A 22,185-nucleotide genomic window follows, 5' to 3' on the forward strand; every position below is an offset into this window, starting at 1 on the left:
GGCGACCGTATCGGGAGATGCCCTTGCGACAGACGACGGCAAGAGGGAGACGCCTGCCCGGTGCGGCGAGGCTGTTGGCACTCGGACACGAGTTCGCGAAATTCGGCACCGTCGGGGTGCTGGGGATCTTCGTCAACTTCGGCGTCTTCAACCTGTGCCGGGGCATCACCAGGCTCCCCGTCGTGCGGTGCAGCGTGGTCGCCACCGTCGTCGCCATCGCCTTCAACTACCTGGGCCTGCGGTACTTCACCTACCGCGACCGCGACAAGGGCCACCGCAGCCGGGAGGTCGTGCTCTTCGCGGTGTTCAGCGCCCTCGGCCTGGTCATCGAGAACGGCGTCCTCTACGTCGCCACCTACGGCTTCGGCTGGGGTTCGCCGTTCCAGAGCAACCTCTTCAAGTTCCTCGGCATCGGGACCGCCACCCTGTTCCGCTTCTGGGCGTACCGGGCCTGGGTCTTCCGGACGCTGCCCCACCACGGGCCGCGGCACGGCCGCCCTCATGCCACGCCCGATCACGATGTGCCCGCAGGAGCCGCCGGGCCCGACCCGGCCGCGTACCGACCCGAGACCACCGCACCTCCACCGTAGGAACCACCGGCCCCCAGGACAGCAGCACCGGGCGGCCGGGCCGCCAACGCCGGCGGAACCGGCAGGAACGCGGGGATGAAGAAGGACGAAAAGGGGCGGCCCCGGGGTTCTGGAACCCCGGGGCCGCCCCTCGGCGACGGACGATCAGCTGTGCGTCCGCAGCAGGGTGCGCATCGTCCGCATGGCCACCGACAGGTTGGCCAGGTCGAACGAGTCCGAACCGCGGATCTCGTCCAGCGTGGTCCGCGCGCGGGCCAGGATCGGCGCGTTCTTCTCCTCCCACGCCGTGAAGCGCTGCTCCGGCGTGGAGGAACCGTTGCCCACCGAGAGGATGTCGGCGGTGAGCGCGGCGTGGCACGCGTACAGGTCCTCACGGATGGAGGCACGGGCCATGGACTGCCAGCGGTCGGAGCGCGGCAGCTCGATGATCTTGTCCATCAGCTGGGTGATGTGCAGCCGGTCGCCCAGGTCGTAGTAGACCTCCGCCACGAACAGCGGCTCCTTGCCGGTGCGCTCCGCGATGGCGACGATGTCCAGCGCCGGGAAGACGGACGAGAAGCCCGCGACCCGGACGGCCAGCTCGCCGGGGATCCCGGCCTCGGTCAGCTCGTCGTGGATGGACTGCCACCAGTCGAGGTCCGCGCCGCGCAGCAGCTTGGGCAGCTCACCCCAGACCGTCGCCACCCCGTCGCGGAAGTACTCGATGGTCTCGGCGAGCTGGAGCGGCTGCGGACGGTTGTTGAGCAACCAGCGGGTGCCGCGCTCGACCAGCCGCCGCGAGTGCAGCCGCACCCGGGTCTGCACGTCCGCCGCGACCTTGTTGTCCAGCGCCTCGACGGCGTCCCAGACCGCGCCCAGGCCGAAGATCTCGCGGGCCGCGGCCTGCGCCCGGACGATCTCCTCCAGCGACGCCCCGGTCTCCTCCCGCAGCCGGTGCAGGAAGGTCGAACCGCCGGTGTTGACCGTGTCGTTGACGAGGACGGTCGTCACGATCTCGCGACGCAGGGCGTGGTGGTCGATCTGCTCGCCGAACGACTGCCGCAGGGCGCCCGGGAAGTAGGCGTAGAGCAGGCGCTGAAGGTACGGGTCGTCCGGCAGGCCGGTGGTCAGCAGCTCCTCGGCGGTCGTGATCTTGATGTAGGCGAGCAGGACCGCCAGCTCCGGCTGGGACAGGCCGCGCCCGGCGGAGAGCCGCTCGCGGATCTGCCGGTCGGTGGGCAGGAACTCCAGCGCGCGGTCCAGGTGGCCGTCCCGGCTGAGGCGGCGCATGATCCGCTGGTGCGCGTGGAGCAGGCTGGGCGCCTGGGCCACCGCGTTGGCCAGCGCGACGTTCTGCGCGTAGTTGTTGCGCAGGACCAGCTCGCCGACCTCGTCGGTCATCTCCGCCAGCAGCTTGTTGCGCTGCTTGACGGTCATGTCGCCGTCGGTGACCAGCGCGTTGAGCAGGATCTTGATGTTCACCTCGTGGTCCGAGGTGTCCACGCCGGCGCTGTTGTCGATGGCGTCGGTGTTGACCCGGCCGCCCGCGAGCGCGAACTCGATCCGGCCGAGCTGGGTGAGACCCAGGTTGCCGCCCTCGCCGACGACCTTGACCCGCAGGTCGCCGCCGTCGACGCGGATCGCGTCGTTCGCCTTGTCGCCGACGTCCGCGTGGGACTCGGTGGACGCCTTGACGTAGGTGCCGATGCCGCCGTTCCACAGCAGGTCGACCGGGGCCCGCAGGATGGCCTTCATCAGCTCGGCGGGGGTCATCTTGGTGATGCCCGGCTCGATGCCGAGGGCCTCGCGGACGTGCGCGTTCAGCGGGATCGACTTGGCCGTCCGCGGGTGCACGCCGCCGCCCTTGGACAGCAGCGAGGTGTCGTAGTCGGCCCACGAGGAGCGCGGCAGCTCGAACAGGCGTCGGCGCTCGGCGTACGAGGTGGCGGCGTCCGGGGTCGGGTCCAGGAAGATATGCCGGTGGTCGAAGGCGGCCACCAGACGGATGTGCTCCGACAGCAGCATGCCGTTGCCGAACACGTCGCCGGACATGTCGCCGACGCCGACGACCGTGAAGTCCTCGGTCTGGGTGTTGTGGCCCAGCTCCCGGAAGTGGCGCTTCACCGACTCCCAGGCGCCGCGGGCGGTGATGCCCATGCCCTTGTGGTCGTAGCCCGCGGAACCGCCGGAGGCGAAGGCGTCGCCGAGCCAGAAGCCGTACGACTGCGCGACCTCGTTGGCGATGTCGGAGAACGTCGCCGTGCCCTTGTCGGCCGCGACCACCAGGTAGGTGTCGTCCTCGTCGTGCCGCACGACGTCCTTCGGCGGCACGACCTCGCCGCCGACCATGTTGTCGGTGATGTCGAGGAGACCGGAGATGAAGGTCTTGTACGAGGCGATGCCCTCGGCCAGCCACGCGTCACGGTCCACCGACGGGTCCGGCAGCCGCTTGCCGACGAAGCCGCCCTTGGCGCCCACCGGCACGATGACGGTGTTCTTCACCATCTGCGCCTTGACCAGGCCCAGCACCTCGGTACGGAAGTCCTCGCGCCGGTCGGACCAGCGCAGACCACCGCGGGCGACCTTGCCGAAGCGCAGGTGCACACCCTCGACGCGCGGGGAGTAGACCCAGATCTCGAAGGCCGGACGCGGCGCCGGCAGGTCCGGGATGGCCTGCGGGTCCAGCTTGATCGACAGGTAGTCGTGCGGCCGGCCGTCGGCGTCGCGCTGGAAGTGGTTGGTCCGCAGCGTCGCCTTGATGACCGTGAGGAACGCCCGCAGGATGCGGTCCTCGTCCAGGCTCGCGACCTGGTCGAGGGCGCCGTCCAGCTCCTCCAGCAGCCCGTCGGTCAGCTCCCGGCCCGCCCGCTGGAGCGCCGGCGACATCCGGGCCTCGAACAGGTTGATCAGCAGGCGCGTGGTGTGGACGTTGTTGCTGAGGGTGTCCTCCATGTACGACTGGCTGAACGTCGTACCCGCCTGCCGGAGGTACTTGGCGTACGCGCGCAGCACCATCGCCTGCCGCCAGTCGAGACCGGCGCGCAGCACGAGCTTGTTGAAGTTGTCGTTCTCCGCCTTGCCCGTCCAGACCGCGGCGAACGCGTCCTGGAAGCGGCCGCGGGCGTCGTCGCCCTCGACGTGCTCGGGCATCCGCAGCCCGAAGTCGTAGATCCACGCGGTCGTCCGGTCCGAGCAGCGCAGGTCGTACGGGCGCTCGTCGACGACCTCGACGCCCAGCCGGCTGAGGACCGGCAGCACGGCGGAGAGGGAGACCGGCTCACCGGTGCGGTAGATCTTGAAACGGCGCTCACCGGGGGCGGCGCCGACCGGCTCGTAGAGGCTGAACGCGAAGTCGCGGTCGCCGCCGGCCGTGGTCAGCTGCTCCAGGTGCTGGAGGTCGGCGACGGCGCTGCGCGGGCTGTGGTCGGCCTTGTAGCCCTCGGAGAAGGCATGGGCGTAGCGGCGCAGCAGCTCTGCGGCGCGCTCCTCGCCGACCTCGGCGGTGAGGGTCTCGGCGAAGCCGTCGGCCCAGGAGCGGGCGGCCTCCACCAGGCGGCTCTCGATGCGCTCGGCGTCGGCGTCGCTCAGCTCCGGCAGCGTGGAACCGGGCTCGACCCGGACGACGAAGTGCAGCCGGGACAGGACGGACTCGGTGTTCCAGGCCGTGAAGTCGACGCTGGTGCCGTTGAGCTCTTCCTTGAGAATGTCGATCAGCCGCAGCCGGACACCGGTGGTGTAGCGGTCGCGCGGCAGGTAGACCAGGGCGGAGTAGTAGCGCCCGTACTCGTCGCGGCGCAGGAACAGCCGCAGCCGGCGGCGCTCCTGGAGGTAGAGCACGCTGGTGGCGATGGAGCGCAGCTGGTCGGCCGGGGTCTGGAACAGCTCGTCGCGCGGGTAGGTCTCCAGGATCTGGAGCAGGTCGCGCCCGTCGTGGCTGTGCGGCGTGAACCCGGCGTCGGACAGCACCTGGGCCACCTTGCGGCGGATGACGGGGACCCGGCGCACCGACTCGGTGTAGGCGGCCGAGGAGAACAGGCCCAGGAAGCGGCGCTCGCCGACGACGTTGCCCTCGGCGTCGAACTTCTTGACGCCCACGTAGTCGAGGTACGAGGGGCGGTGCACGGTGGCGCGGCTGTTGGCCTTGGTCAGCACGAGGAGCTTGTGCTCGCGGGCCTTGGCCCGGGCGTCGGCGGGCAGCCGGCTGAAGGACGGCGAGGCGGGCCGGGCGAGCGGCGCGTGCGGGCCCTCGTGGTGCCCGTCGGCCGTGTGCGCGGGGTCGGAGCGGAGGATGCCGAGGCCGGTGCCGGGGACGGCGGTCAGCGCGTCCTCCTCGGCGCCGTCGGCGGGCACCTTGGTCAGCTCGTACTCGCGGTAGCCGAGGAAGGTGAAGTGGTCGGCGGAGAGCCAGCGGAGCAGCTCGCGGGCCTCGTCGACCTCGGTGACCGGCAGGTCGGCGGGGGCCGGCTCGTCCTGCAGGCCGTCGGCCAGCCGCAGCGCGGCCTCCCGCATCTTCTCCCAGTCCTCGACGGCCTCGCGGACGTCGGAGAGGACGCGCAGCAGGTCGGCGCCGATCTGCTTGAGGTCGTCGCGGTCGGTCTCGCGGTCGATCTCGACGTGGATCCAGGACTCGACGAGCGCGTCGTGCGGCAGCTCGGCGTCCTTGCCGGTGCCGTGCGCGTCGCAGTTGGAGCCGAGGACCTCCAGCAGGCGGCCGGTCAGGTCGCGGCGGACGATCATCTGCGGGTGGATGACGACGTGGATGCCGCGGTTCTGCCGGGACAGCTCGTTGGTGACCGAGTCGACCAGGAACGGCATGTCGTCGGTGACCACCTCGACCACCGAGTGGCTGCACGTCCAGCCGTTCTCCTCGACCGTGGGCGTGTGGACCCGCACGTTCGCGGTGCCCTGCGGCCGGTTCTCCGCGAGCCGGTGGTGCGACAGCGCGGCGCCGAAGACGTCGACGGGGTCGCGGCCCGTCAGGTCCTCCGGCGCCGTGTGCAGGTAGTAGCGCTGGAGGTACGCGGTCAGGGTGTCCTGGTCGAGCCCGCCCTCACCGTTCGGCCCGGTCGGGTGCTGTCCCCCGGCCGGCGTGTTCTCGGCGACGCGGGCCGCCCGCGCGAGCAGCTCGGCCTTGGCTTCGTCCAGCTTGGTCTGCATGTCCTCTGGCTCCTGTCGCGCGCCGTTGCGTGACATAGGTGGTGAAGGCATCACGCCGCGACGCCGGTTCTCCGGTCGACTTCGACGGTATGCCGGGATGAGGGGCGACCGGGCCGTTCTCGGACAACTCTGTCAGAAACGTCAGAAGCGTCGGACGGACCCGGTTCCGGGGACCAGCGGTGGCCCGGGCGCCGTGACGCTCCGGGCGGCGCACAGAGGCGTCGTCGCCTCCGCGGGATATCGCGCTGATCACCCGGTAAGGCTATCGCTCTTCCGGGGGACCGCGTCATGAGCCGATTGTGTACAAAAGACGGCCCCTGTCTTTGACGGTCTGGACAGCGACCCGTCACCGGCCGCGGCCCGGCACCCCTTCCCGGCGCTCCCCTCACCGCTTTCCCCCGTTCACCTCGGCATTCGCCCGACACCGACGGCCCGTCGGCAGCCGCCGGCCTCACGCCACCAGACGCTCCGCGAGCTCGACCGCCTCCGTCAGGGTGTCGACCACCGGCACCCCGGCGGCGGACAGGCTCGCCCTGCTGTGCGACCCGCCGGTGTACAGCACCGCCTTCGCGCCCACGTGCGCCGCGGCGAGCGCGTCGTCCACCGCGTCCCCCACGACGACCACCCGCTCCGGAGCCGTGCCCTCCAGGGCCGCCACGTGCCGGGCCATCTGCTCGGCCTTGCCCCGGTCGCTCCGGCCGGTGCGGCCGTCGACCCGGACGAAGTGGTGCTCGATGCCGTACGTCCGCACCAGGGGTATCAGGTCGTCGTGCGACGCCAGCGAACAGAGCGACTGGGTGCGGCCCGCCGCCTGCCGGTCCGCGAGCAGCTGCCGGGCCCCCTCCGCCAGCTCGGCCTCCACGGCGTACTTCGCGTAGTGCCGGTGGAACGCCGCGTCCATCACCTGCCACTCGGCGTCGCTGGGCAGCCGACCCATGAGCCGCTCGTAGAACCGCGGCACGGGCACGCAGTACAGGTCCCGGTACCGCTCCAGCGTGATCGGGGCCAGCCCGACCTCGGCGAACGAGGCGTTCGTCGCGGCCATCACCGCGTCGACGTCGTGCAGCAGCGTGCCGTTCCAGTCCCAGACGATATGAGCTCCGTGCCGTGTCATGGGAAGACCGTACCGGCCCCCACTGACAACGCCCCGGGCCACCCGTCCGACCAGGGCCGAAGCCCTCGCCGGGCCCACTCAGACGAGGTTGGGGATCTCCTGCACGCCGAACCACATCAGCTCGTGGTCCTCCGCGCCGTCCACCGTGAAACGGGCGTCCTCGTCGCCCTGGTCGGCCGCGCCCAGCGCCGCCGCGGCGGCCGCGACGTCCGCCTCGGCGTCGTCCGCGTCCACGTGCACGGCCGCGGCCTTCGCCAGCGGCACCGGCCGGGACAGCCGCACCTCGCCGAGCGCCGACTCGTCGAGCCCCCGGTCCGGGTCCACGGCGGCCTCCCGGTCCGGCACGTCGACCGCGACGACCACCCGGCGCCGCGGCGCCTCCGGGTCGGTGGCGATCCGGCGGAGCGACGCCTGCGCGGCGCGCCCGAGCGCCGCGTACTCCAGCTCCTCCATGTCGTCGGAGACGTACCACTCGCGCAGCGCGGGGGTGACGGCGTAGGCGTCGAACGGAGCCGGGCCGAGCTCGCCCGTCCGGTGCGCCTCGGCGAGACCGGGGAGGGTCAGAGGGACGTAGACGCGCATGTCCGCCGCTTTCCGGAGTACCTGTGGATGGGTGCGCTGCCAGCATACGGTGGCCTGCCGCACCGGGGCGCGTCCCCCTTCGAAGTGCCGGGCGCCGGTCGGCCGGTACCCGGCTTCCGCCCGGCCCACGGCCACGACCAGCGAAAACCGCGTAGCCCTCACTCGGATAGGTGAACCGCCTCCGACCGCCGGAGGTCCTTGCCGGGCCCTTCGGCCCGCCGGTAGAAGATCCCCGACCGAAGGGGGCGAACAGCGTTGAACAGGACCACCGGACCGGGCCGGGACACCGCCCGGCGCACCGCACCACCGCGGCGGACGGACGCCCGGCGCCCGAGCGCCGGGCCGGCCGCCCGGCAGCTCCGCGCGGGCCTCCCGCGCTACTGGTTCGCCGAACAGCTCCTGCTGACCCTGAGCGGGCAGCGCCCGGTGCACCGGATGCTCGGCCACACCCTCCCCGCCGCCTACGACCTGCTCGTCGAGCTCGCGCCGCAGGCACCCCTGCGCCCGCCGGCCCCCGGCGGCGGCACCCCGGTCGTACACCGCTGCGACCAGTTCCAGCCGCGCCCCGGTGTAATCGAGGCGTACGCGCGGATCGGCTCCGGCGACCGGGTGCGGGCCCTGGCCTTCCGGCTGGAGCGGGGCACCGACCAGCGCTGGCGGTGCTCCGCCGTCGAACTGGGCGGCGCCCGGGCCTGAGCACGCCGGAGGGGCGGGACGCACCCGCGTCCCGCCCCTCCGCACGGCCTCTCAGGTCACTTCTTGCGACGCCGGCCACCGCCGCCGTTCCGCTGCGCCTTGCGGCGCTCGGCCCGGGTCAGCCCGTCCGCCGCGGAGCGGACCGGACCGTCGTCGTCGTTGGTGAAGTCGCCCTCCACGACGCCGCCCTCGCCGTCCACCGTCGGGGCGGAGAAGTGCAGCCGGTCGGGACGCTGCGGGGCGTCGAGGCCCTTGGCGCGGATCTCGGGCCTGGCGGCCGGCACCGCGTCGGCCGGGGTCTTCTCCAGCGAAGGCGCCTCGCCGGCCTGGACCGGGACCTCCTCCAGCTGCTGGTCGACCTGGACTTCCAGGTTGAAGAGGTAGCCGACCGACTCCTCCTTGATGCCCTCCATCATGGCCTGGAACATGTCGAAGCCCTCGCGCTGGTACTCGACCAGCGGGTCCTTCTGGGCCATCGCGCGGAGGCCGATGCCCTCCTGGAGGTAGTCCATCTCGTAGAGGTGCTCACGCCACTTGCGGTCCAGGACCGACAGGACGACGCGGCGCTCCAGCTCCCGCATGATGTCGGAGCCGAGCTGCTCCTCGCGGGCCGCGTACTGCTCGTGGATGTCGTCCTTGACGGACTCGGCGATGAACTCGGCGGTGATGCCCGCGCGGTCGCCGGCCGCCTCCTCCAGCTCCTCGATGGTGACCTTGATCGGGTAGAGCTGCTTGAACGCGCTCCACAGCCGCTCCAGGTCCCACTCCTCGGCGAAGCCCTCGACGGTCTCCTGGCGGATGTAGTCGTCGATGGTGTCGTCCATGAAGTGCATGATCTGCTCGCGCAGGTCCTCGCCCTCCAGGACGCGGCGGCGCTCGCCGTAGATGACCTCGCGCTGGCGGTTGAGGACCTCGTCGTACTTGAGGACGTTCTTGCGGGTCTCGAAGTTCTGCTGCTCGACCTGCGACTGGGCGGAGGCGATGGCCCGGGTGACCATCTTGTTCTCGATCGGCACGTCGTCGGGCACGTTGGCCATGGCCATCACGCGCTCGACCATCTGCGCCTTGAACAGGCGCATCAGGTCGTCGCCGAGGGACAGGTAGAAGCGGGACTCGCCGGGGTCGCCCTGACGGCCGGAACGGCCGCGCAGCTGGTTGTCGATACGGCGCGACTCGTGCCGCTCGGTGCCCAGCACGTAGAGCCCGCCGAGCGCCTTGACCTCCTCGAACTCCGCCTTGACCGCGGCCTCGGCCTTCTCCAGCGCGGCGGGCAGGGCGGCGGCCCACTCCTCGACGTGCTCCACCGGGTCCAGGCCGCGCTGGCGCAGCTCCGCCTCGGCGAGGTCGTCGGGGTTGCCGCCGAGCTTGATGTCGGTACCGCGGCCGGCCATGTTGGTGGCGACGGTGACGGCGCCCTTGCGGCCGGCCTGCGCGACGATCTGCGCCTCGCGCTCGTGGTGCTTGGCGTTGAGGACCTCGTGCGGGATGCCGCGCTTGGCGAGCTGCTGGGAGAGGTACTCCGACTTCTCCACCGAGGTGGTGCCGACGAGGATCGGCTGGCCCTTGGCGTGCTTCTCGGCGATGTCCTCGACGACGGCGTCGAACTTCGCGACCTCGGTGCGGTAGATCAGGTCCGACTGGTCCTTGCGCTGCATCGGACGGTTCGTCGGGATCGGCACCACGCCGAGCTTGTAGATCTGGTGGAACTCGGCGGCCTCGGTCATGGCCGTACCGGTCATGCCGGAGAGCTTGTTGTACAGGCGGAAGAAGTTCTGCAGGGTGATCGTGGCGAGCGTCTGGTTCTCGTCCTTGATGTCCACCCCTTCCTTCGCCTCGATCGCCTGGTGCATGCCCTCGTTGTAGCGGCGGCCGGCGAGGATACGGCCGGTGTGCTCGTCGACGATCATGACTTCGCCGTCCATGACGACGTAGTCCTTGTCCTTCTTGAACAGTTCCTTCGCCTTGATGGCGTTGTTCAGATACCCGACGAGCGGCGTGTTGACCGATTCGTAGAGGTTGTCGATGCCCAGCCAGTCCTCGACCTTGGTGACACCGGCCTCGTGGATGCCGACCGTGCGCTTCTTCTCGTCGACCTCGTAGTCGCCGGTCTCCTCGATGCCCTTCTGCGGGTTGGCCGGCTCGCCGCGCTTCAGCCGGGTGACCAGCTTGGCGAAGTCGCCGTACCACTTGGTGGCCTGGTCGGCCGGGCCCGAGATGATCAGCGGGGTACGGGCCTCGTCGACGAGGATCGAGTCGACCTCGTCGACGATCGCGAAGTTGTGCCCGCGCTGCACGAGCTCGTCCTGCGACCACGCCATGTTGTCGCGCAGGTAGTCGAAGCCGAACTCGTTGTTCGTGCCGTACGTGATGTCGCAGTTGTACTGCTCGCGGCGCTGGGCCGGCGTCATGTTCGCCAGGATGCAGCCGACCGACAGACCCAGGAACTTGTGGACCCGGCCCATCATTTCGGAGTCGCGCTCGGCGAGGTAGTCGTTGACGGTGATGAGGTGCACGCCGTCGCCGGAGAGCGCGTTCAGGTAGGCGGGCAGGGTGCCGACGAGGGTCTTGCCCTCACCGGTCTTCATCTCCGCCACGTATCCGAGGTGCAGGGCGGCGCCGCCCATGAGCTGGACGTCGTAGTGGCGCTGGCCGAGCACGCGCTTGGCCGCCTCGCGGACGGTCGCGAACGCCTCGGGGAGCAGGTCGTCGAGGCTCTCGCCGTCGGCGTACCGCTGCTTGTACTCCTCGGTCAGGGCGCGCAGCTCGGCGTCGGAGAGGGTGAGGAAGTCCTCTTCGATGGAATTGACCTGGTCCGCGATGCGGTGCAGCTTGCGCAGGATCTTGCCTTCTCCTGCACGCATGATCTTGCCGAAGACGGACACGTAGGCTGACTCCTTGCCGGTCGGGCCTGGCACTGGCTGTCCCCCGCCACCGGCGGGGAGAGGGTGCGCGGGCACGACGGGACAGTCCCCGCCGCAACGGCCATCGTAAGCGAGGACCCCACCGCGCCGGGAGGTCCGTCATCCCGGAGGCCGGGGATCACCCGCACGGTGAACGCCCGGGGCGCCCGAGAGGTGCCCGGCGGGGGTAACCAGGATGCGGAATGTTGCCTTCCGTTCCGTTGCCCCCCCGCACGCACCGCTTCCCGGTACCTCCCCCGCGACGCGGCGGCGCCCACCCACCACACTCTCGGATCATGGAACCCACATCCCTCACCACCGAGCGCCTGCTCCTGCGCCCCTTCACCCCGGACGACATCCCGGCCGTGCACGCCGCCTGCCAGGACCCCGCCATCCCGCGCTACACCCCGGTGCCCTCCCCCTACACGCTCGAGGACGCCCGGGCCTTCGTCGAGGACCGCTGTCCGGCGGGCTGGCGCGACGACACCGCGTACACGTTCGGGGTCTTCACCCGGGACGACGGCCGGCTCGTCGGCTCGATGTCCCTGATACAGCTCAAACTGGCCGCCCCCGAACGGCAGGCCGAGATCGGTTATTGGACCGCCAAGGAGCGGCGCGGCCGCGGATACACCGTCGAGGCGGCCCGCGAGGTCGTCCGGTGGGCGTTCCGGGACCTCGGCGCCGAACGGCTGGAGTGGATCGCCGAGGCCGGGAACGAGGGCTCCCGGGCGGTCGCGTCGAAGGTCGGCTTCCGGATGGACGGCACGGTCCGCGCCCTGATCCCGCACAACGGCACGCGCCGCGACGCCTGGACGGGCACCCTGCTCCCCTCGGACCTGGGCCTGCCGTCCGGAACGCCCTACCTGCCGTACCCCGGACGGGACCGGGCGGCCGGAGACTGACCGCGGGGGCGTTGTCAGTGCCACGGCCTAGGGTGATCGCATGACAACTGCCGCCACCGCGAAGGGCCGTAGGGCCGACATCAGTCTCTCCGCCGACGAGGCGCGCCGCATCGCGCTGCGCGCCCAGGGCCTGCTCGGCGCGCCGGACCGGCGGGCCGGGGTGCGCGGGGTGCTGCGGCGGCTGGGCGCCGTCCAGTTGGACACCATCTCGGTGCTGGCCCGCTCGCACGAGCTGGTCCCCTACGCCCGGCTGGGCGCCGTGGGCCGGGACGCGGTGGAGTCCGCCTACTGGACGCCGCGGCCGGCCGGCGGCACGGCGGAGCCGCCGCACGGCTTCGAGTACTGGTCGCACGCGGCGTGCGTCCTGCCGATCGAGGAGTGGCCGCTCTTCGCGTTCCGGCGCCGGGCCTTCCGGGCGCGCGGCCACCGCTGGCATGTGATGAAGGACCCGGACGGCTCGTGCGCGGCCGTCCGCGACCGGCTCAAGGCCGACGGGCCGCTGACGGCCACCGAGTTGGGCGGCGCCAAGAAGGGCGGCCCCTGGTGGGACTGGTCCGAGACGAAGATCGCCGTCGAGTGGCTGCTCGACACCGGGGAGGTGGTCTGCACCGAACGGCGCGGCTGGAAGCGGGTGTACGACCTGGCGGAACGCGCGGTGCCGGACGCCCTCTTCCACGACGACCTGGACGACGCGGCGTGCATACGGCGGCTGGTCGCCCAGGCCGGAGCGGCCATGGGGGTGGCCACCCGGGCGGACCTGGCGGACTACCACCGGCTCAAGGCCGACCAGGTGGACGCGGCGCTGGAGGGCTCCGGCCTGGTCCCGGTGGACGTGGCCGGGTGGGCCGCGCCCGCCTGGGCCGACCCGGCGGCGCTGGAGGCGGAGTCGACGGCCCGGGGGCAGCGGCACCGTACGACGCTGCTGTCCCCCTTCGACTCGCTGATCTGGGACCGGCCCCGCACGGAGCGGATCTTCGGCTTCACACACCGCCTGGAGGCGTACGTCCCCAAGGCCAAGCGCGTGCACGGCTACTTCGCGATGCCCCTGCTGGCGGGCGGCCGACTGGTGGGCCGGGTGGACCCGGCCCGGGACGGACGGACGCTCGTGGCCCGCCAGGTCTCACTCGCCGGGACCGGAGCGGTGGCCCCGATGGCCCGCGCACTGCACGAGGCGGCCGAGTGGGTCGGCTGCGACGACGTACGCGTGGAGCGCTGCGACGACACACGACTGGGGGAGGCCCTGCGGACCGCACTCACGGCCTGACCGGCCGGGGGAACGGCGGCCGGATCAGCCGAACACCACCGCCTCCATCCTGGAGTGCAACTGCAACTTCTCCAGGACGTTGCGCACGTGGTTCTCCACCGTGTTCTCGCCGGTACCGCATCACTCCGGGGGATAACCCCCGGACCCCCAGCCGCCCCACGGCCCCCGGCACGCAGTCCTCAGCGGATCTCCAGAATCTTCTCCCGCATCGCGTACACCACCGCCTCCATCCTGGAGTGCAACTGCAACTTCTCCAGGATGTTGCGGACATGGTTCTTCACCGTGTTCTCGCTGATGAACAACTCCTTGGCGATATCACGGTTGTTCATGCCCGTGGCCACCAGCTTGAGCACTTCCAGCTCCCGGTCGGTCAGCCGGGGCGCGGGCACCAGCCGGCGCTCGTCGGTGCGCTGGATCATGGACTTGAACTCGGTGAGGAGCTTGGACGCCATGGAGGGGCTGATCTGCGACTGTCCGTCGGCGACCGCCCGGATCGCGGTGGCGACCTCGTCGGTGGAGATCTCCTTGAGCAGGTAGCCGGTGGCGCCCGCCTTGATCGCGTCGTAGAGGTCGGCCTCCTCGTCGCTGATCGTCAGCATGATGATCTTGGCACTGGGGGCCACCTCCTTGATGGAGGTGCACGCCTCGATCCCGCCCCGCCGCGGCATCCGGACGTCCATCAGCACGATGTCCGGCAGCAGGTCGGCGGCCTTGTCCACGGCCTCGGCCCCGTCGCCCGCCTCACCCACGACGAGGATGTCCTCCTCGTGCGCCAGCACGATCTCCAGCCCGCGGCGGAAGAGCGCGTGGTCGTCGACGACCAGGACCCGGATCGGCTCGCTCCTCGGGGCCGCCCCCGCGACCGGGTCCGTGCGGGCGCCCTCGACGTCGTCCTCGCCGGCGCCGGTCACGGATCCGAACCTGTCCGCCATTGTTCCTCCCCCTGAAGGCCATGGCCCCTCGCGGTTGCACGGTGCGCACCCCAACCGGTCCCGCCGGACCAGCCGTTGCCGCCCGCCCATGATTCCATGCCGGGCCGGACCGCGCTGCCGCCGCGGCCGGGCGCGGGACGCACGACGGAGCCCCGGAAGCCCTCCCGGGCTCCGGGGCGCCGCCTCGGATGGATCCGCGGTCCGGCGGCCGGCGTGGCGTGTCGCGATCACGTGCGGCCGGCGCCGCGCCGCGGCCCGGCGTCAGCCGCCGAGCGCTCCGCCCGCGCCGCCGGGCTCCACCTCGGCGAAGGGATCGGCGTTGAGGTGGATGACGCCGTAGTCGTAGGCGTGCCGCCGGTAGACGACACTGGGCATCTTGGTGTCGGAGTCGACGAACAGGTAGAAGTCGTGGCCGACCAACTCCATTTCGTAGAGCGCCTGGTCGAGCGTCATCGGAGCGGCGGTGTGGGTCTTCTCGCGGACCACGACGGGGCCCTCGCCCCGGATCTCCAGCGGCCCCATGCGGGTCACCGGCACTTCGTTCGCGGTCTCCGTGGCCAGTCGGCCGCTGTCGTCGAGGCGCGCGGCGCCGTCGACGGCCACTCCGACCCCGCTCGCCGGGATGCGTCCGTTGCCCCGGCGGTCGAGACGCTTGTCGTGCTGCTTGCGCAGCCGCGCTTCCAGCTTGGCCGTGGCCAGGTCCAGCGCGGCGTAGGGATCCGTCGCGGCGGCCTCCGCCCGGATCACCGGTCCGCGACCGCGCAGGGTGATCTCAACACGGTCCGAACGGTCCGCCTGCCTGGGGTTGGGCTCCTTGGACACCTCCACGTCGAGGCTGATCACCTTGCCGTCGAGCTTCTGGATCTTGTCGACCTTCAGCTTCTCGGCCACGTGCTTGCGAAAGCGCTCGGGCACCTCTGTCTTGCGGCCCTTGACGACGATGTCCACGCAGAACTCCGTTCCCGGATCGCCCCGCCGAAGGTGCGGAGCGCATCCCTCTTGCATCAGGCCCCGGAGCTGACCGGAGCCACCGACACGGCGGTTCCACCTCCTCCTCCCCCGGCGGCAAGACCTGCGTCCCACCCGGTTCCAGCTTCTTCGAAGGCGCGCAAAACGCGCCATTCGGAGATATGAGTCATAGCTTTCGCCATTCCTCACAACCGAACATATCTCGCGGGGAGGCCCGTCGGTACCCCTTACCCCGCCGTACCTCCATTCAGGTGTTCTCCACCCGTTTCCATGTGGAACGACGGGGCTTACCCGCGAGTTCCGCTTGCGGCCCGGCGGGCCTCCGCGCCTGGTTGACGTCTGTCCCCCACCGACGCCTCTCACTCCCCCGAGAACACCTTCGTCCCCCACGCATCCCAGCCGTCACCACGGCCGCGCCGAGGGTCTCCCCGGTCTCCCGGCTCTCCCCGGGCTCCCCCTCCCGGCCTCCCGCGGCGGCACCGCGACCACCGCCGCGCCGGCCACCCGGCCGCCCACCTCACCCACCGCCCGCGCCGCCTCGGCCAGCGACGCCCCCGTCGTCATCAGATCGTCGACCAGCACCACCGCCGCACCCCCGGCCCACAGCCGCGCCGCACCCGTCGGCACGGCCAGCGCACCGGCCACATTGGCCCGCCGCGCCCGTCCGTCCAGCCCCACCTGGTCGGCCACCGCCCGGCGCTGCCGCAGTACGGGCGCCACCCGTACCTCGGCGCCGGACCGCCGCAGCACTCCGGCCGCGGCCATGGCCAGCCGGCGCACCGGATCGTGCCCCCGCCGCGCCACGGCACGCCGCGCGGAAGGCACCGGGACGAGCAGCAGGGGCCCTCCCAGGCCCCGCGCGCCCCGGCCCGCGCCACCCGTACCGGCCCGGTACACCGCGTCCGCCAGCGCGCCACCCAGGGCCTCCGCCAGCGCCAGCGCTCCCCGCTCCTTGTGCGCGAGCAGCACCGAGCGCACCGCGTCCGCGTACCAGGCCGCGGCGTACACCGGCGGCAACCCGGCCGGCACCGGATCCGGCCACGCCCGCCGCGCCGAGCGCGCGGACAGTTCCTCCCGGCACTCCTCGCACAGGACACGGCGCGCCGCCCCGCATCCCGAGCAGTCGGCCGGGAACACCAGCCCGGCGATCTCCTGCCACCACCCCCGCACGGTCCCACTCTCCCGCCAGGAGACCGGACCCGCCACCCCTGTGGACAACTCCGGACATGGGCACGCCATCCTGTGGACGGCCGCCCGACACCGCCTCTCAACCTCTCAACCCACCCGGGCGTCAACCAGCGCAGTCGAAAGCAGGCAAAAAAGGAAAGGGAGGGCGAGGACGCCTACCCCGGATAGACCGGCGCCGCCCCGTCCTTCGCCACCGGCTTCCAGTTGGTGTCCGGCAGCAGCCGCACGATGTCCCCGTCCCGCTCCGCGAGCAGCGCCGTCCCCTGCCCCTCCGGAGCGGCCACACCACCGACACCGGTGATGCCCGGCAACGCCGAGACACCGGACAGCGAGCCGTCCGTCTCGATGAACTCCACCTGCTGCAAGCCGCCCTGCTCGTTCCCCGCGACCAGCAGCCGACTCCCGCCGGCCCAGGAGACGGCGTCCACCCGCACGAAGTTCGGCGCCACCGACCGCAGACCATCCACCGACAGCCCCGGCCGCCCGTCACGGCCCTGCCGCTCCACCCGCCCCAGCCACAGCCCGGAACGGTCCCCCTTGGTCACCACCAGGGCGATCCGCACCCCGTCCGCCGCTATCCGGACCCCGGTGATCCGGCCGCCGTCGAGCCCTGTCACCGGCACCTCCTCCGGCGCGCCCCTGCCCCCGGGCAGCCGCAGCAGCCGCGGGTGCTCAGGGTCCTGATCGGCCACCCACAGATCGCCCAGACCGTCCCAGCTGGGCGTGGTCAGCCCGGCCTTGGCACCACCGTGCGACGTCAGCCGCGCCTCGCCCGGCTGCGTCCCGAACTCCAGGCCCGCGACGAACAGCGACTGGCCGTTGGCGCTCACCACGGCGGCCAGATGCTCCTCCCGGTCCACCGCCACCGACCCCAACCGCGGCCCGTCCGCACCGAACGGCCCGGCCACCCGCCGCGCCTCGTCCTCGCCGTCGGCCAACTCGACCACACGACGCCGGTTGTCGAGGAAGTACTGCCGCTGCGACTGCCCCGCCGTCTGATCGGGGCCGAACTTCCGGGCCCGCTCCCGCTTCAGCGAGCACAGCGTCTCGTCACCGCTCTGCAGCGTCACGCTCTCCACCCGCGCCGACTCCTGCGCGGTGTAGAACAACTGCGCCGCCATCCGCTGGCACTGCCGCTCCCCGACCCCGGCCGCCTTGCCGTCGAGACGCACCTTGAGGTTGTTGGCGTCGTCCATCGACAGCCGCTCGTCCGTCAGCCGCGTCTTCGGCGGAAACGCCGTCGCCGCGACCGGGTCCAGCCACGTCGTCGGCCCGTCGAGCAGCGCCTTCACCGCGGACGTCACCGTGTCTATGCGCTTGCGCAGGTACACCGGGTCGGCGACGAGCACGTCCCGCCCCTTGCCGGTCGCCCCCGGCCCCAACTCGGCGAAGTAGTACTTGTTGACCGACCGGTAGATGCGCTGGAAGTCGGGCACGCCGACCACCAGCCCGGGAGGCAGCGCGTCGATGCGCCACTCGCCGTCCTCGTACGTCAGGTGCACCGACTGCTCGTACGCCCGCGCGTCGGGCTTGTACGCGTGCTTGTCGTCCACCCGAGCGACCTGCTTGCCGGTCAGCTTGACCCGCCGCGAGGGCACCGCGCCCGGGTCCCGGTCGCGGCCCCCGGGCATCACCTGCACCTGCGGCATCTCCGCGAGCACCGTCGTCGACGCGGCCGGATCCCACTGCCGCTTGATCGACTTCGTCAGATACATCCGTGCGGTCGCGTAGTCGGGGTCATCGCTGGTCGTGGCCTCCAGGAAGCCCTGCACCAGGTCCGTCGGCTGCTCGCCCTTGCGCGGCGGCACGCCGTACACCCGCACCTGCGAGTCGGCGTCCGCGCGCTGCGAGGAGTCCACGGCATGCACCTCGCCGCTGTCCGGCATCGACGCGCAGCCGGCCAGCAGCAGCCCGGCGACGGCCGCGACCGCGGGCAGCGCCGCGCGCCACCGGTTCCTCCGCCCGCTCACGACCGCCTCCGCTCCTGTACGCCCTGGACACCTTGGACGCCTTGGACACCGCCCATCGAACCGTCCCCCGCCGTCCCGCCCGGCCGCGCCACCACCCGCGCCCCGCTGCCCGGCAGCGCGGTCGGGTCCACGGTCGGCGTCTGCCGCGTCTGCGGCGGTACGGGCGCCCCGCGGCCGGCCACCGCCAACGGCACCCCGGCCTCGTTCACCCCGCGGTTGCGGCGCGAGTCCGCGGGCTCCAGCGGGATCGGCGAACCGCGCAGCGGCTCCCCCGCCGTACAAGGCAACGTCAACCGGAACTGCGAGCCGCCGCCCGGCTCGCCCCACGCCTGCAGCCAGCCGCCGTGCAGCCGCGCGTCCTCCACCGCGATGGACAGCCCGAGACCCGTCCCGCCGGTCGTCCGGGCCCGCGCCGGGTCGGCACGCCAGAACCGGTTGAACACCCGGGTGGCCTCGCCCGGTTTGAGCCCGACGCCGTAGTCCCGGACGGCCACCGCGACCGCCCCGCCGGCCATCGCCAGCCGGACCACCACGTCCCGTCCCTCACCGTGCTCCACCGCGTTGACGACGAGGTTCCGCAGCACGCGCTCCACCCGCCGGGCGTCCGCCTCCGCGATCACCGGCCGTTCGCCGCCCTCGACGAGCAGCCGGCTGCCCTTCCGCTCCGCCAACGGCAGCGCGCCCTCGATCACGCGGTTGACGACGTCCCGCAGATCGATCGGCTCGGCCTCCAGGGCCGCGGCGCCCGCGTCGAACCGGCTGATCTCCAGCAGGTCCGCGAGCAGCGACTCGAACCGGTCGAGCTGTCCGAAGAGGAGCTCCGCCGAACGGGCCGTGACCGGGTCGAAGGTGTCCCTCGCCTCGTGGATGACCTCGGCGGCCATCCGCACGGTCGTCAGCGGCGTCCGCAACTCGTGCGACACATCGGAGACGAACCGTCTCTGCATCCGCGACAGCTCCTCCAGCTGCTGAATCTTCACCTGGAGGTTCTGCGCCATCTTGTTGAACGACTCGCCCAGCCGCGCGATGTCGTCCTCACCCGTGACCTTCATCCGCTCCTGGAGCACCCCGGCCGCCAGCCGCTCCGAGATGCTGGCCGCCATCCGCACCGGCGTGACGATCTGCCGCACCACCAGCCACGCGATGGCCCCCAGCAGGACCACCAGGAACACCCCGGCGGTCGCCAGCGTCCCCTTCACCAGGCTCAGCGACTTCTCCTCCTGCGTAAACGGGAAGAGGTAATACAGCTGATACGGCTTACCGCTGATGTCGTAGAGACGCTTGCCGACGACGAGCGCGGGCTCCCCCTCGTCGGAACCGCTGCGCCGGATCGACGTGGGCTCCTCGAAGGCCCCCTGCTTCTCCAGCCGCTTGCGCAACTCCTGCGGCACGCTGCGCTCGGGATCGATGTCCCCGGAGGCCCGCGGTCCGCGCGTCCCCACGTGCGCCCCGTCGGAACCGCCGTCGCTCAGCGCGACGACGTAGTAGACACCCTGGCCACCACTGGCGAGCTGCTGGACGAGACCGGTGAGCCAGGCGCCGGGGTCCGGGGACCTGCCGCCCGTCTGCGGCGTGTCCTGGGCCCGCCCGTCCGCACCGGTCGCCCCGGCGTCGGCGGCGTCCCTGGCGGCCTTGAAGCCGCCCTCGGCCTGGCTCTGCGCCGCGTTCCGCTTGGCCTCCAGCAGACCGTTGCGCACCTGGCCGATCACCACGATGCCCAGCAGAAGCACCACACCCAGGGACATCAGCAGCGTGGTGGCGACCACCCGCAACTGGATGTTCCGCAGCCACAGCCGCATCACCGGCAGCAGCGGCCGGCGCACCCAGCGCGCGTAGAGGCGCAGCACCGGATGGACGGGCGCGGTCGCCGCCCCGTCGGGAAGCAGCCGGCCGGCCCGCCAGAGCCGCCGGAAGAGAGATACCCCGCCCGCCACCTCGGCGGGCCGCCCCGCGCCCCGCTCCGGAGCGGCACCGCCGTCCGTCATGTCAGCTCGGCCCGGCCTTGTAGCCGACGCCCCGCACGGTCACCACGATCTCCGGGCGCTCCGGGTCCTTCTCGACCTTCGAGCGCAGTCGCTGCACGTGCACATTGACCAGCCGGGTGTCGGCCGCGTGCCGGTAGCCCCACACCTGCTCCAGGAGCACCTCGCGCGTGAACACCTGCCACGGCTTCCGGGCCAGCGCCACCAGCAGGTCGAACTCCAGCGGCGTCAGCGCGATCGCCTGTCCGTCCCGCTTCACGGAGTGGCCCGCCACGTCGATGACGAGGTCGCCGATGGTCAGCTGCTCGGGAGCCGGCTCCTCCGATCTCCGCAGCCGGGCCCTGATCCGGGCCACCAGCTCCTTCGGCTTGAACGGCTTGACGATGTAGTCGTCCGCCCCGGACTCCAGACCGACCACCACATCGACGGTGTCGCTCTTCGCCGTCAGCATGACGATCGGCACGCCGGACTCGGCACGGATCAGCCGGCACACCTCGATACCGTCCCGGCCGGGCAGCATCAGATCAAGCAAAACAAGATCGGGTTTGGCCTCGCGAAAAGCGGCGAGTGCCTTGTCACCGTCGGCTACGAACGACGGCTCGAAACCCTCACCACGAAGCACAATTCCGAGCATCTCGGCCAGTGCGGTGTCGTCGTCGACGACAAGGACGCGTCCCTTCATATCGACATCATCCCATTACCCGATCGTGACCTGTCACACAGCTCCGCCAGACCGGCCTTCGTCACGGGGGAAACAACCCCGTTTTCCGTGACAATCGCGGTCATCAACTCGGGCGGTGTGATGTCGAACGCAGGGTTGTACGCCTGCGCTCCCAGCGGCGCCACCGGCACTCCCGCACCCGTTCCCGCACCCGCCGCCTGCGGCGGGACGGGGATTTCGGTGACCTCGTGGCCGGGCCGCTGCTCCACTTCGATATCCGCGCCGCCTTCCGAGCCGAGATCCACCGTCGTGCTCGGCGCCACCACCACGAACGGGATGTGGTGGTACCGGGCCAGCACGGCGAGCGGATAGCTGCCCACCTTGTTGGCCACCGAACCGTCCGCCGCGATCCGGTCCGCGCCCACGAGGACGGCGTCCACCTCCCCGGCGGCGAACAGCGAGCCGGCGGCGCTGTCCGTCAGCACCGTGTACGCCATCCCGGCGCGCGCCGCCTCGTACGCGGTCAGCCGCGCGCCCTGGAGCAGCGGACGCGTCTCGTCCACCCAGAGCCGCCGCAGCCGCCCGGCGCCGTGCAGGGCCCCGGCGACGGCGAACGCCGTCCCCTGGCCGCCGGAGACCAGCGCTCCGGTGTTGCAGTGGGTCAGGATGCGGTAGCCACCGCCCGGCAGCAGCTCCTCGAGGAGCGCCACCCCGTGCTCGGCCATCCGGGCACTGGCCTCCGCGTCCTCCCGGTGCACCGCCCGCGCCTCCGCGAGCGCCGCCGCGGCGGCGGCCCGCCCGTCGCCCCCGCCCTTCCGGACCGCCGCCCGATGGGCGTCGCGCACCCTGGCGACGCCGTACGCGAGGTTGACCGCGGTGGGACGGGCCCGGGCCAGCATCTCGGCGGCCTCCTCCACATCGAACCCGCGCACCGCCGCCAGCGCCACACCGTACGCACCCGCCACACCCAGCAACGGGGCCCCACGGACCGCGAGCGTCTGGATGGCGTCGACGAGGGCCGGCACATCCGTACAGACCAGCTCCACTTCCTCGGCGGGCAGGCGCCGCTGGTCCAGGAGGACGATCACGGGCCCTTCCGGTGGTTCCTCCCAGCGGAGGGGCGAGACGGCGGAAAGAGCAGCGGCATCCGAAGGTCGCGCGTACTGATCGGCCATTCACCCAGTCTGCCCCGTCCCGGGGTGACTATTGAAGGTCCTCTCGCTTCTCTCCCCCTTATGAGGCCGGGGGCGCCGACGGGGGTCCCGAAAGACCCGCCGTACGCCCCTCCGCCAAAGCGCC

At 71.9% G+C, this 22,185-nt stretch carries 16 protein-coding genes; 4 read left to right on the plus strand and 12 right to left on the minus strand.

Features of this window, described 5'->3' with window-relative positions:
* Positions 1-17: 17 nt before the first annotated feature.
* Positions 18-590 (plus strand): GtrA family protein, encoded by a 573-nt coding sequence (locus tag J7W19_RS12165; protein ID WP_078588070.1) that lies wholly within the window; start codon positions 18-20, stop codon positions 588-590.
* A gap of 144 nt (positions 591-734) precedes the next feature.
* Here the strand turns inward: J7W19_RS12165 and J7W19_RS12170 are convergent, their stop codons facing one another.
* The 3 genes from J7W19_RS12170 to J7W19_RS12180 form a co-directional block, all read right to left on the minus strand.
* A complete protein-coding gene (locus J7W19_RS12170; protein WP_004946897.1) occupies positions 735-5,726 on the minus strand; it encodes an NAD-glutamate dehydrogenase in 4,992 nt (1,663 codons plus the stop codon).
* Positions 5,727-6,177: 451 nt separating this feature from the next.
* Positions 6,178-6,840 carry an HAD family hydrolase gene (locus tag J7W19_RS12175; RefSeq protein ID WP_004946895.1) on the minus strand — a complete coding sequence of 221 codons (663 nt, stop codon included), beginning with the start codon at positions 6,838-6,840 and terminating at the stop codon, positions 6,178-6,180.
* Between the two features lie 78 nt (positions 6,841-6,918).
* A complete protein-coding gene (locus tag J7W19_RS12180) occupies positions 6,919-7,422 on the minus strand; it encodes a DUF6912 family protein (protein ID WP_004946891.1) in 504 nt (167 codons plus the stop codon).
* Positions 7,423-7,677: 255 nt separating this feature from the next.
* Between J7W19_RS12180 and J7W19_RS12185 the strand changes: the two genes are divergently transcribed.
* A complete protein-coding gene (locus J7W19_RS12185) occupies positions 7,678-8,118 on the plus strand; it encodes an Rv3235 family protein (RefSeq protein ID WP_004946889.1) in 441 nt (146 codons plus the stop codon).
* Positions 8,119-8,174: 56 nt separating this feature from the next.
* On the opposite strand, the gene secA is transcribed toward J7W19_RS12185, so the two are convergent.
* Complete coding sequence (gene secA, locus J7W19_RS12190) at positions 8,175-11,000, minus strand: preprotein translocase subunit SecA (protein ID WP_004946886.1); 2,826 nt, start codon at positions 10,998-11,000, stop codon at positions 8,175-8,177.
* A 314-nt stretch (positions 11,001-11,314) separates the two neighbouring features.
* On the opposite strand from secA, the gene J7W19_RS12195 reads away from it, so the two are divergent.
* Together J7W19_RS12195 and J7W19_RS12200 are read left to right on the plus strand one after the other, a co-directional pair.
* The gene (locus tag J7W19_RS12195) at positions 11,315-11,920 is read left to right on the plus strand and encodes a GNAT family N-acetyltransferase (RefSeq protein WP_004946883.1); all 606 of its coding nucleotides are present in this window, start codon (positions 11,315-11,317) and stop codon (positions 11,918-11,920) included.
* Between the two features lie 40 nt (positions 11,921-11,960).
* On the plus strand, positions 11,961-13,184 hold the full coding sequence (locus J7W19_RS12200; protein WP_004946881.1) for a winged helix-turn-helix domain-containing protein: 1,224 nt from the start codon (positions 11,961-11,963) through the stop codon (positions 13,182-13,184).
* A gap of 24 nt (positions 13,185-13,208) precedes the next feature.
* Here J7W19_RS12200 and J7W19_RS12205 read toward each other — a convergent pair whose 3' ends face one another.
* The 8 genes from J7W19_RS12205 to mtnA form a co-directional block, all read right to left on the minus strand.
* Positions 13,209-13,283 carry a LuxR C-terminal-related transcriptional regulator gene (locus tag J7W19_RS12205; RefSeq protein ID WP_078588072.1) on the minus strand — a complete coding sequence of 25 codons (75 nt, stop codon included), beginning with the start codon at positions 13,281-13,283 and terminating at the stop codon, positions 13,209-13,211.
* Positions 13,284-13,363: 80 nt separating this feature from the next.
* Complete coding sequence (locus tag J7W19_RS12210; RefSeq protein ID WP_086025246.1) at positions 13,364-14,095, minus strand: response regulator; 732 nt, start codon at positions 14,093-14,095, stop codon at positions 13,364-13,366.
* Between the two features lie 282 nt (positions 14,096-14,377).
* Positions 14,378-15,064 carry a ribosome hibernation-promoting factor, HPF/YfiA family gene (hpf, locus tag J7W19_RS12215; RefSeq protein ID WP_004946875.1) on the minus strand — a complete coding sequence of 229 codons (687 nt, stop codon included), beginning with the start codon at positions 15,062-15,064 and terminating at the stop codon, positions 14,378-14,380.
* A gap of 423 nt (positions 15,065-15,487) precedes the next feature.
* The gene (locus J7W19_RS12220; RefSeq protein WP_004946873.1) at positions 15,488-16,255 is read right to left on the minus strand and encodes a ComF family protein; all 768 of its coding nucleotides are present in this window, start codon (positions 16,253-16,255) and stop codon (positions 15,488-15,490) included.
* 173 nt (positions 16,256-16,428) lie between these two features.
* Positions 16,429-18,243 carry an LpqB family beta-propeller domain-containing protein gene (locus J7W19_RS12225; protein WP_004946869.1) on the minus strand — a complete coding sequence of 605 codons (1,815 nt, stop codon included), beginning with the start codon at positions 18,241-18,243 and terminating at the stop codon, positions 16,429-16,431.
* On the minus strand, positions 18,240-20,228 hold the full coding sequence (gene mtrB, locus J7W19_RS12230) for an MtrAB system histidine kinase MtrB (protein WP_004946866.1): 1,989 nt from the start codon (positions 20,226-20,228) through the stop codon (positions 18,240-18,242). The genes J7W19_RS12225 and mtrB overlap by 4 nt, the downstream gene beginning before the upstream one ends.
* Before the next feature lies 1 nt (position 20,229).
* Positions 20,230-20,907, minus strand: coding sequence for a two-component system response regulator MtrA (gene mtrA / locus J7W19_RS12235; RefSeq protein WP_004946863.1), 678 nt, complete (start codon positions 20,905-20,907; stop codon positions 20,230-20,232).
* Positions 20,904-22,061 (minus strand): S-methyl-5-thioribose-1-phosphate isomerase, encoded by a 1,158-nt coding sequence (gene mtnA / locus J7W19_RS12240; protein WP_040890370.1) that lies wholly within the window; start codon positions 22,059-22,061, stop codon positions 20,904-20,906. The genes mtrA and mtnA overlap by 4 nt, the downstream gene beginning before the upstream one ends.
* Positions 22,062-22,185 lie beyond the last annotated feature (124 nt).

This window comes from Streptomyces mobaraensis NBRC 13819 = DSM 40847, assembly GCF_017916255.1.
Classification (GTDB): domain Bacteria; phylum Actinomycetota; class Actinomycetes; order Streptomycetales; family Streptomycetaceae; genus Streptomyces; species Streptomyces mobaraensis.

What these genes read in the sequence shown, in the direction of transcription:
- J7W19_RS12165 (WP_078588070.1), top strand. Translation starts at nt 18, where the DNA reads ATGCCCTTGCGACAGACGACGGCAAGAGGGAGACGCCTGCCCGGTGCG.
- J7W19_RS12170 (WP_004946897.1), bottom strand. Translation starts at nt 5,726, where the DNA reads ATGCAGACCAAGCTGGACGAAGCCAAGGCCGAGCTGCTCGCGCGGGCG.
- J7W19_RS12175 (WP_004946895.1), bottom strand. Translation starts at nt 6,840, where the DNA reads ATGACACGGCACGGAGCTCATATCGTCTGGGACTGGAACGGCACGCTG.
- J7W19_RS12180 (WP_004946891.1), bottom strand. Translation starts at nt 7,422, where the DNA reads ATGCGCGTCTACGTCCCTCTGACCCTCCCCGGTCTCGCCGAGGCGCAC.
- J7W19_RS12195 (WP_004946883.1), top strand. Translation starts at nt 11,315, where the DNA reads ATGGAACCCACATCCCTCACCACCGAGCGCCTGCTCCTGCGCCCCTTC.
- J7W19_RS12200 (WP_004946881.1), top strand. Translation starts at nt 11,961, where the DNA reads ATGACAACTGCCGCCACCGCGAAGGGCCGTAGGGCCGACATCAGTCTC.
- mtrB (WP_004946866.1), bottom strand. Translation starts at nt 20,228, where the DNA reads ATGACGGACGGCGGTGCCGCTCCGGAGCGGGGCGCGGGGCGGCCCGCC.
- mtrA (WP_004946863.1), bottom strand. Translation starts at nt 20,907, where the DNA reads ATGAAGGGACGCGTCCTTGTCGTCGACGACGACACCGCACTGGCCGAG.
- mtnA (WP_040890370.1), bottom strand. Translation starts at nt 22,061, where the DNA reads ATGGCCGATCAGTACGCGCGACCTTCGGATGCCGCTGCTCTTTCCGCC.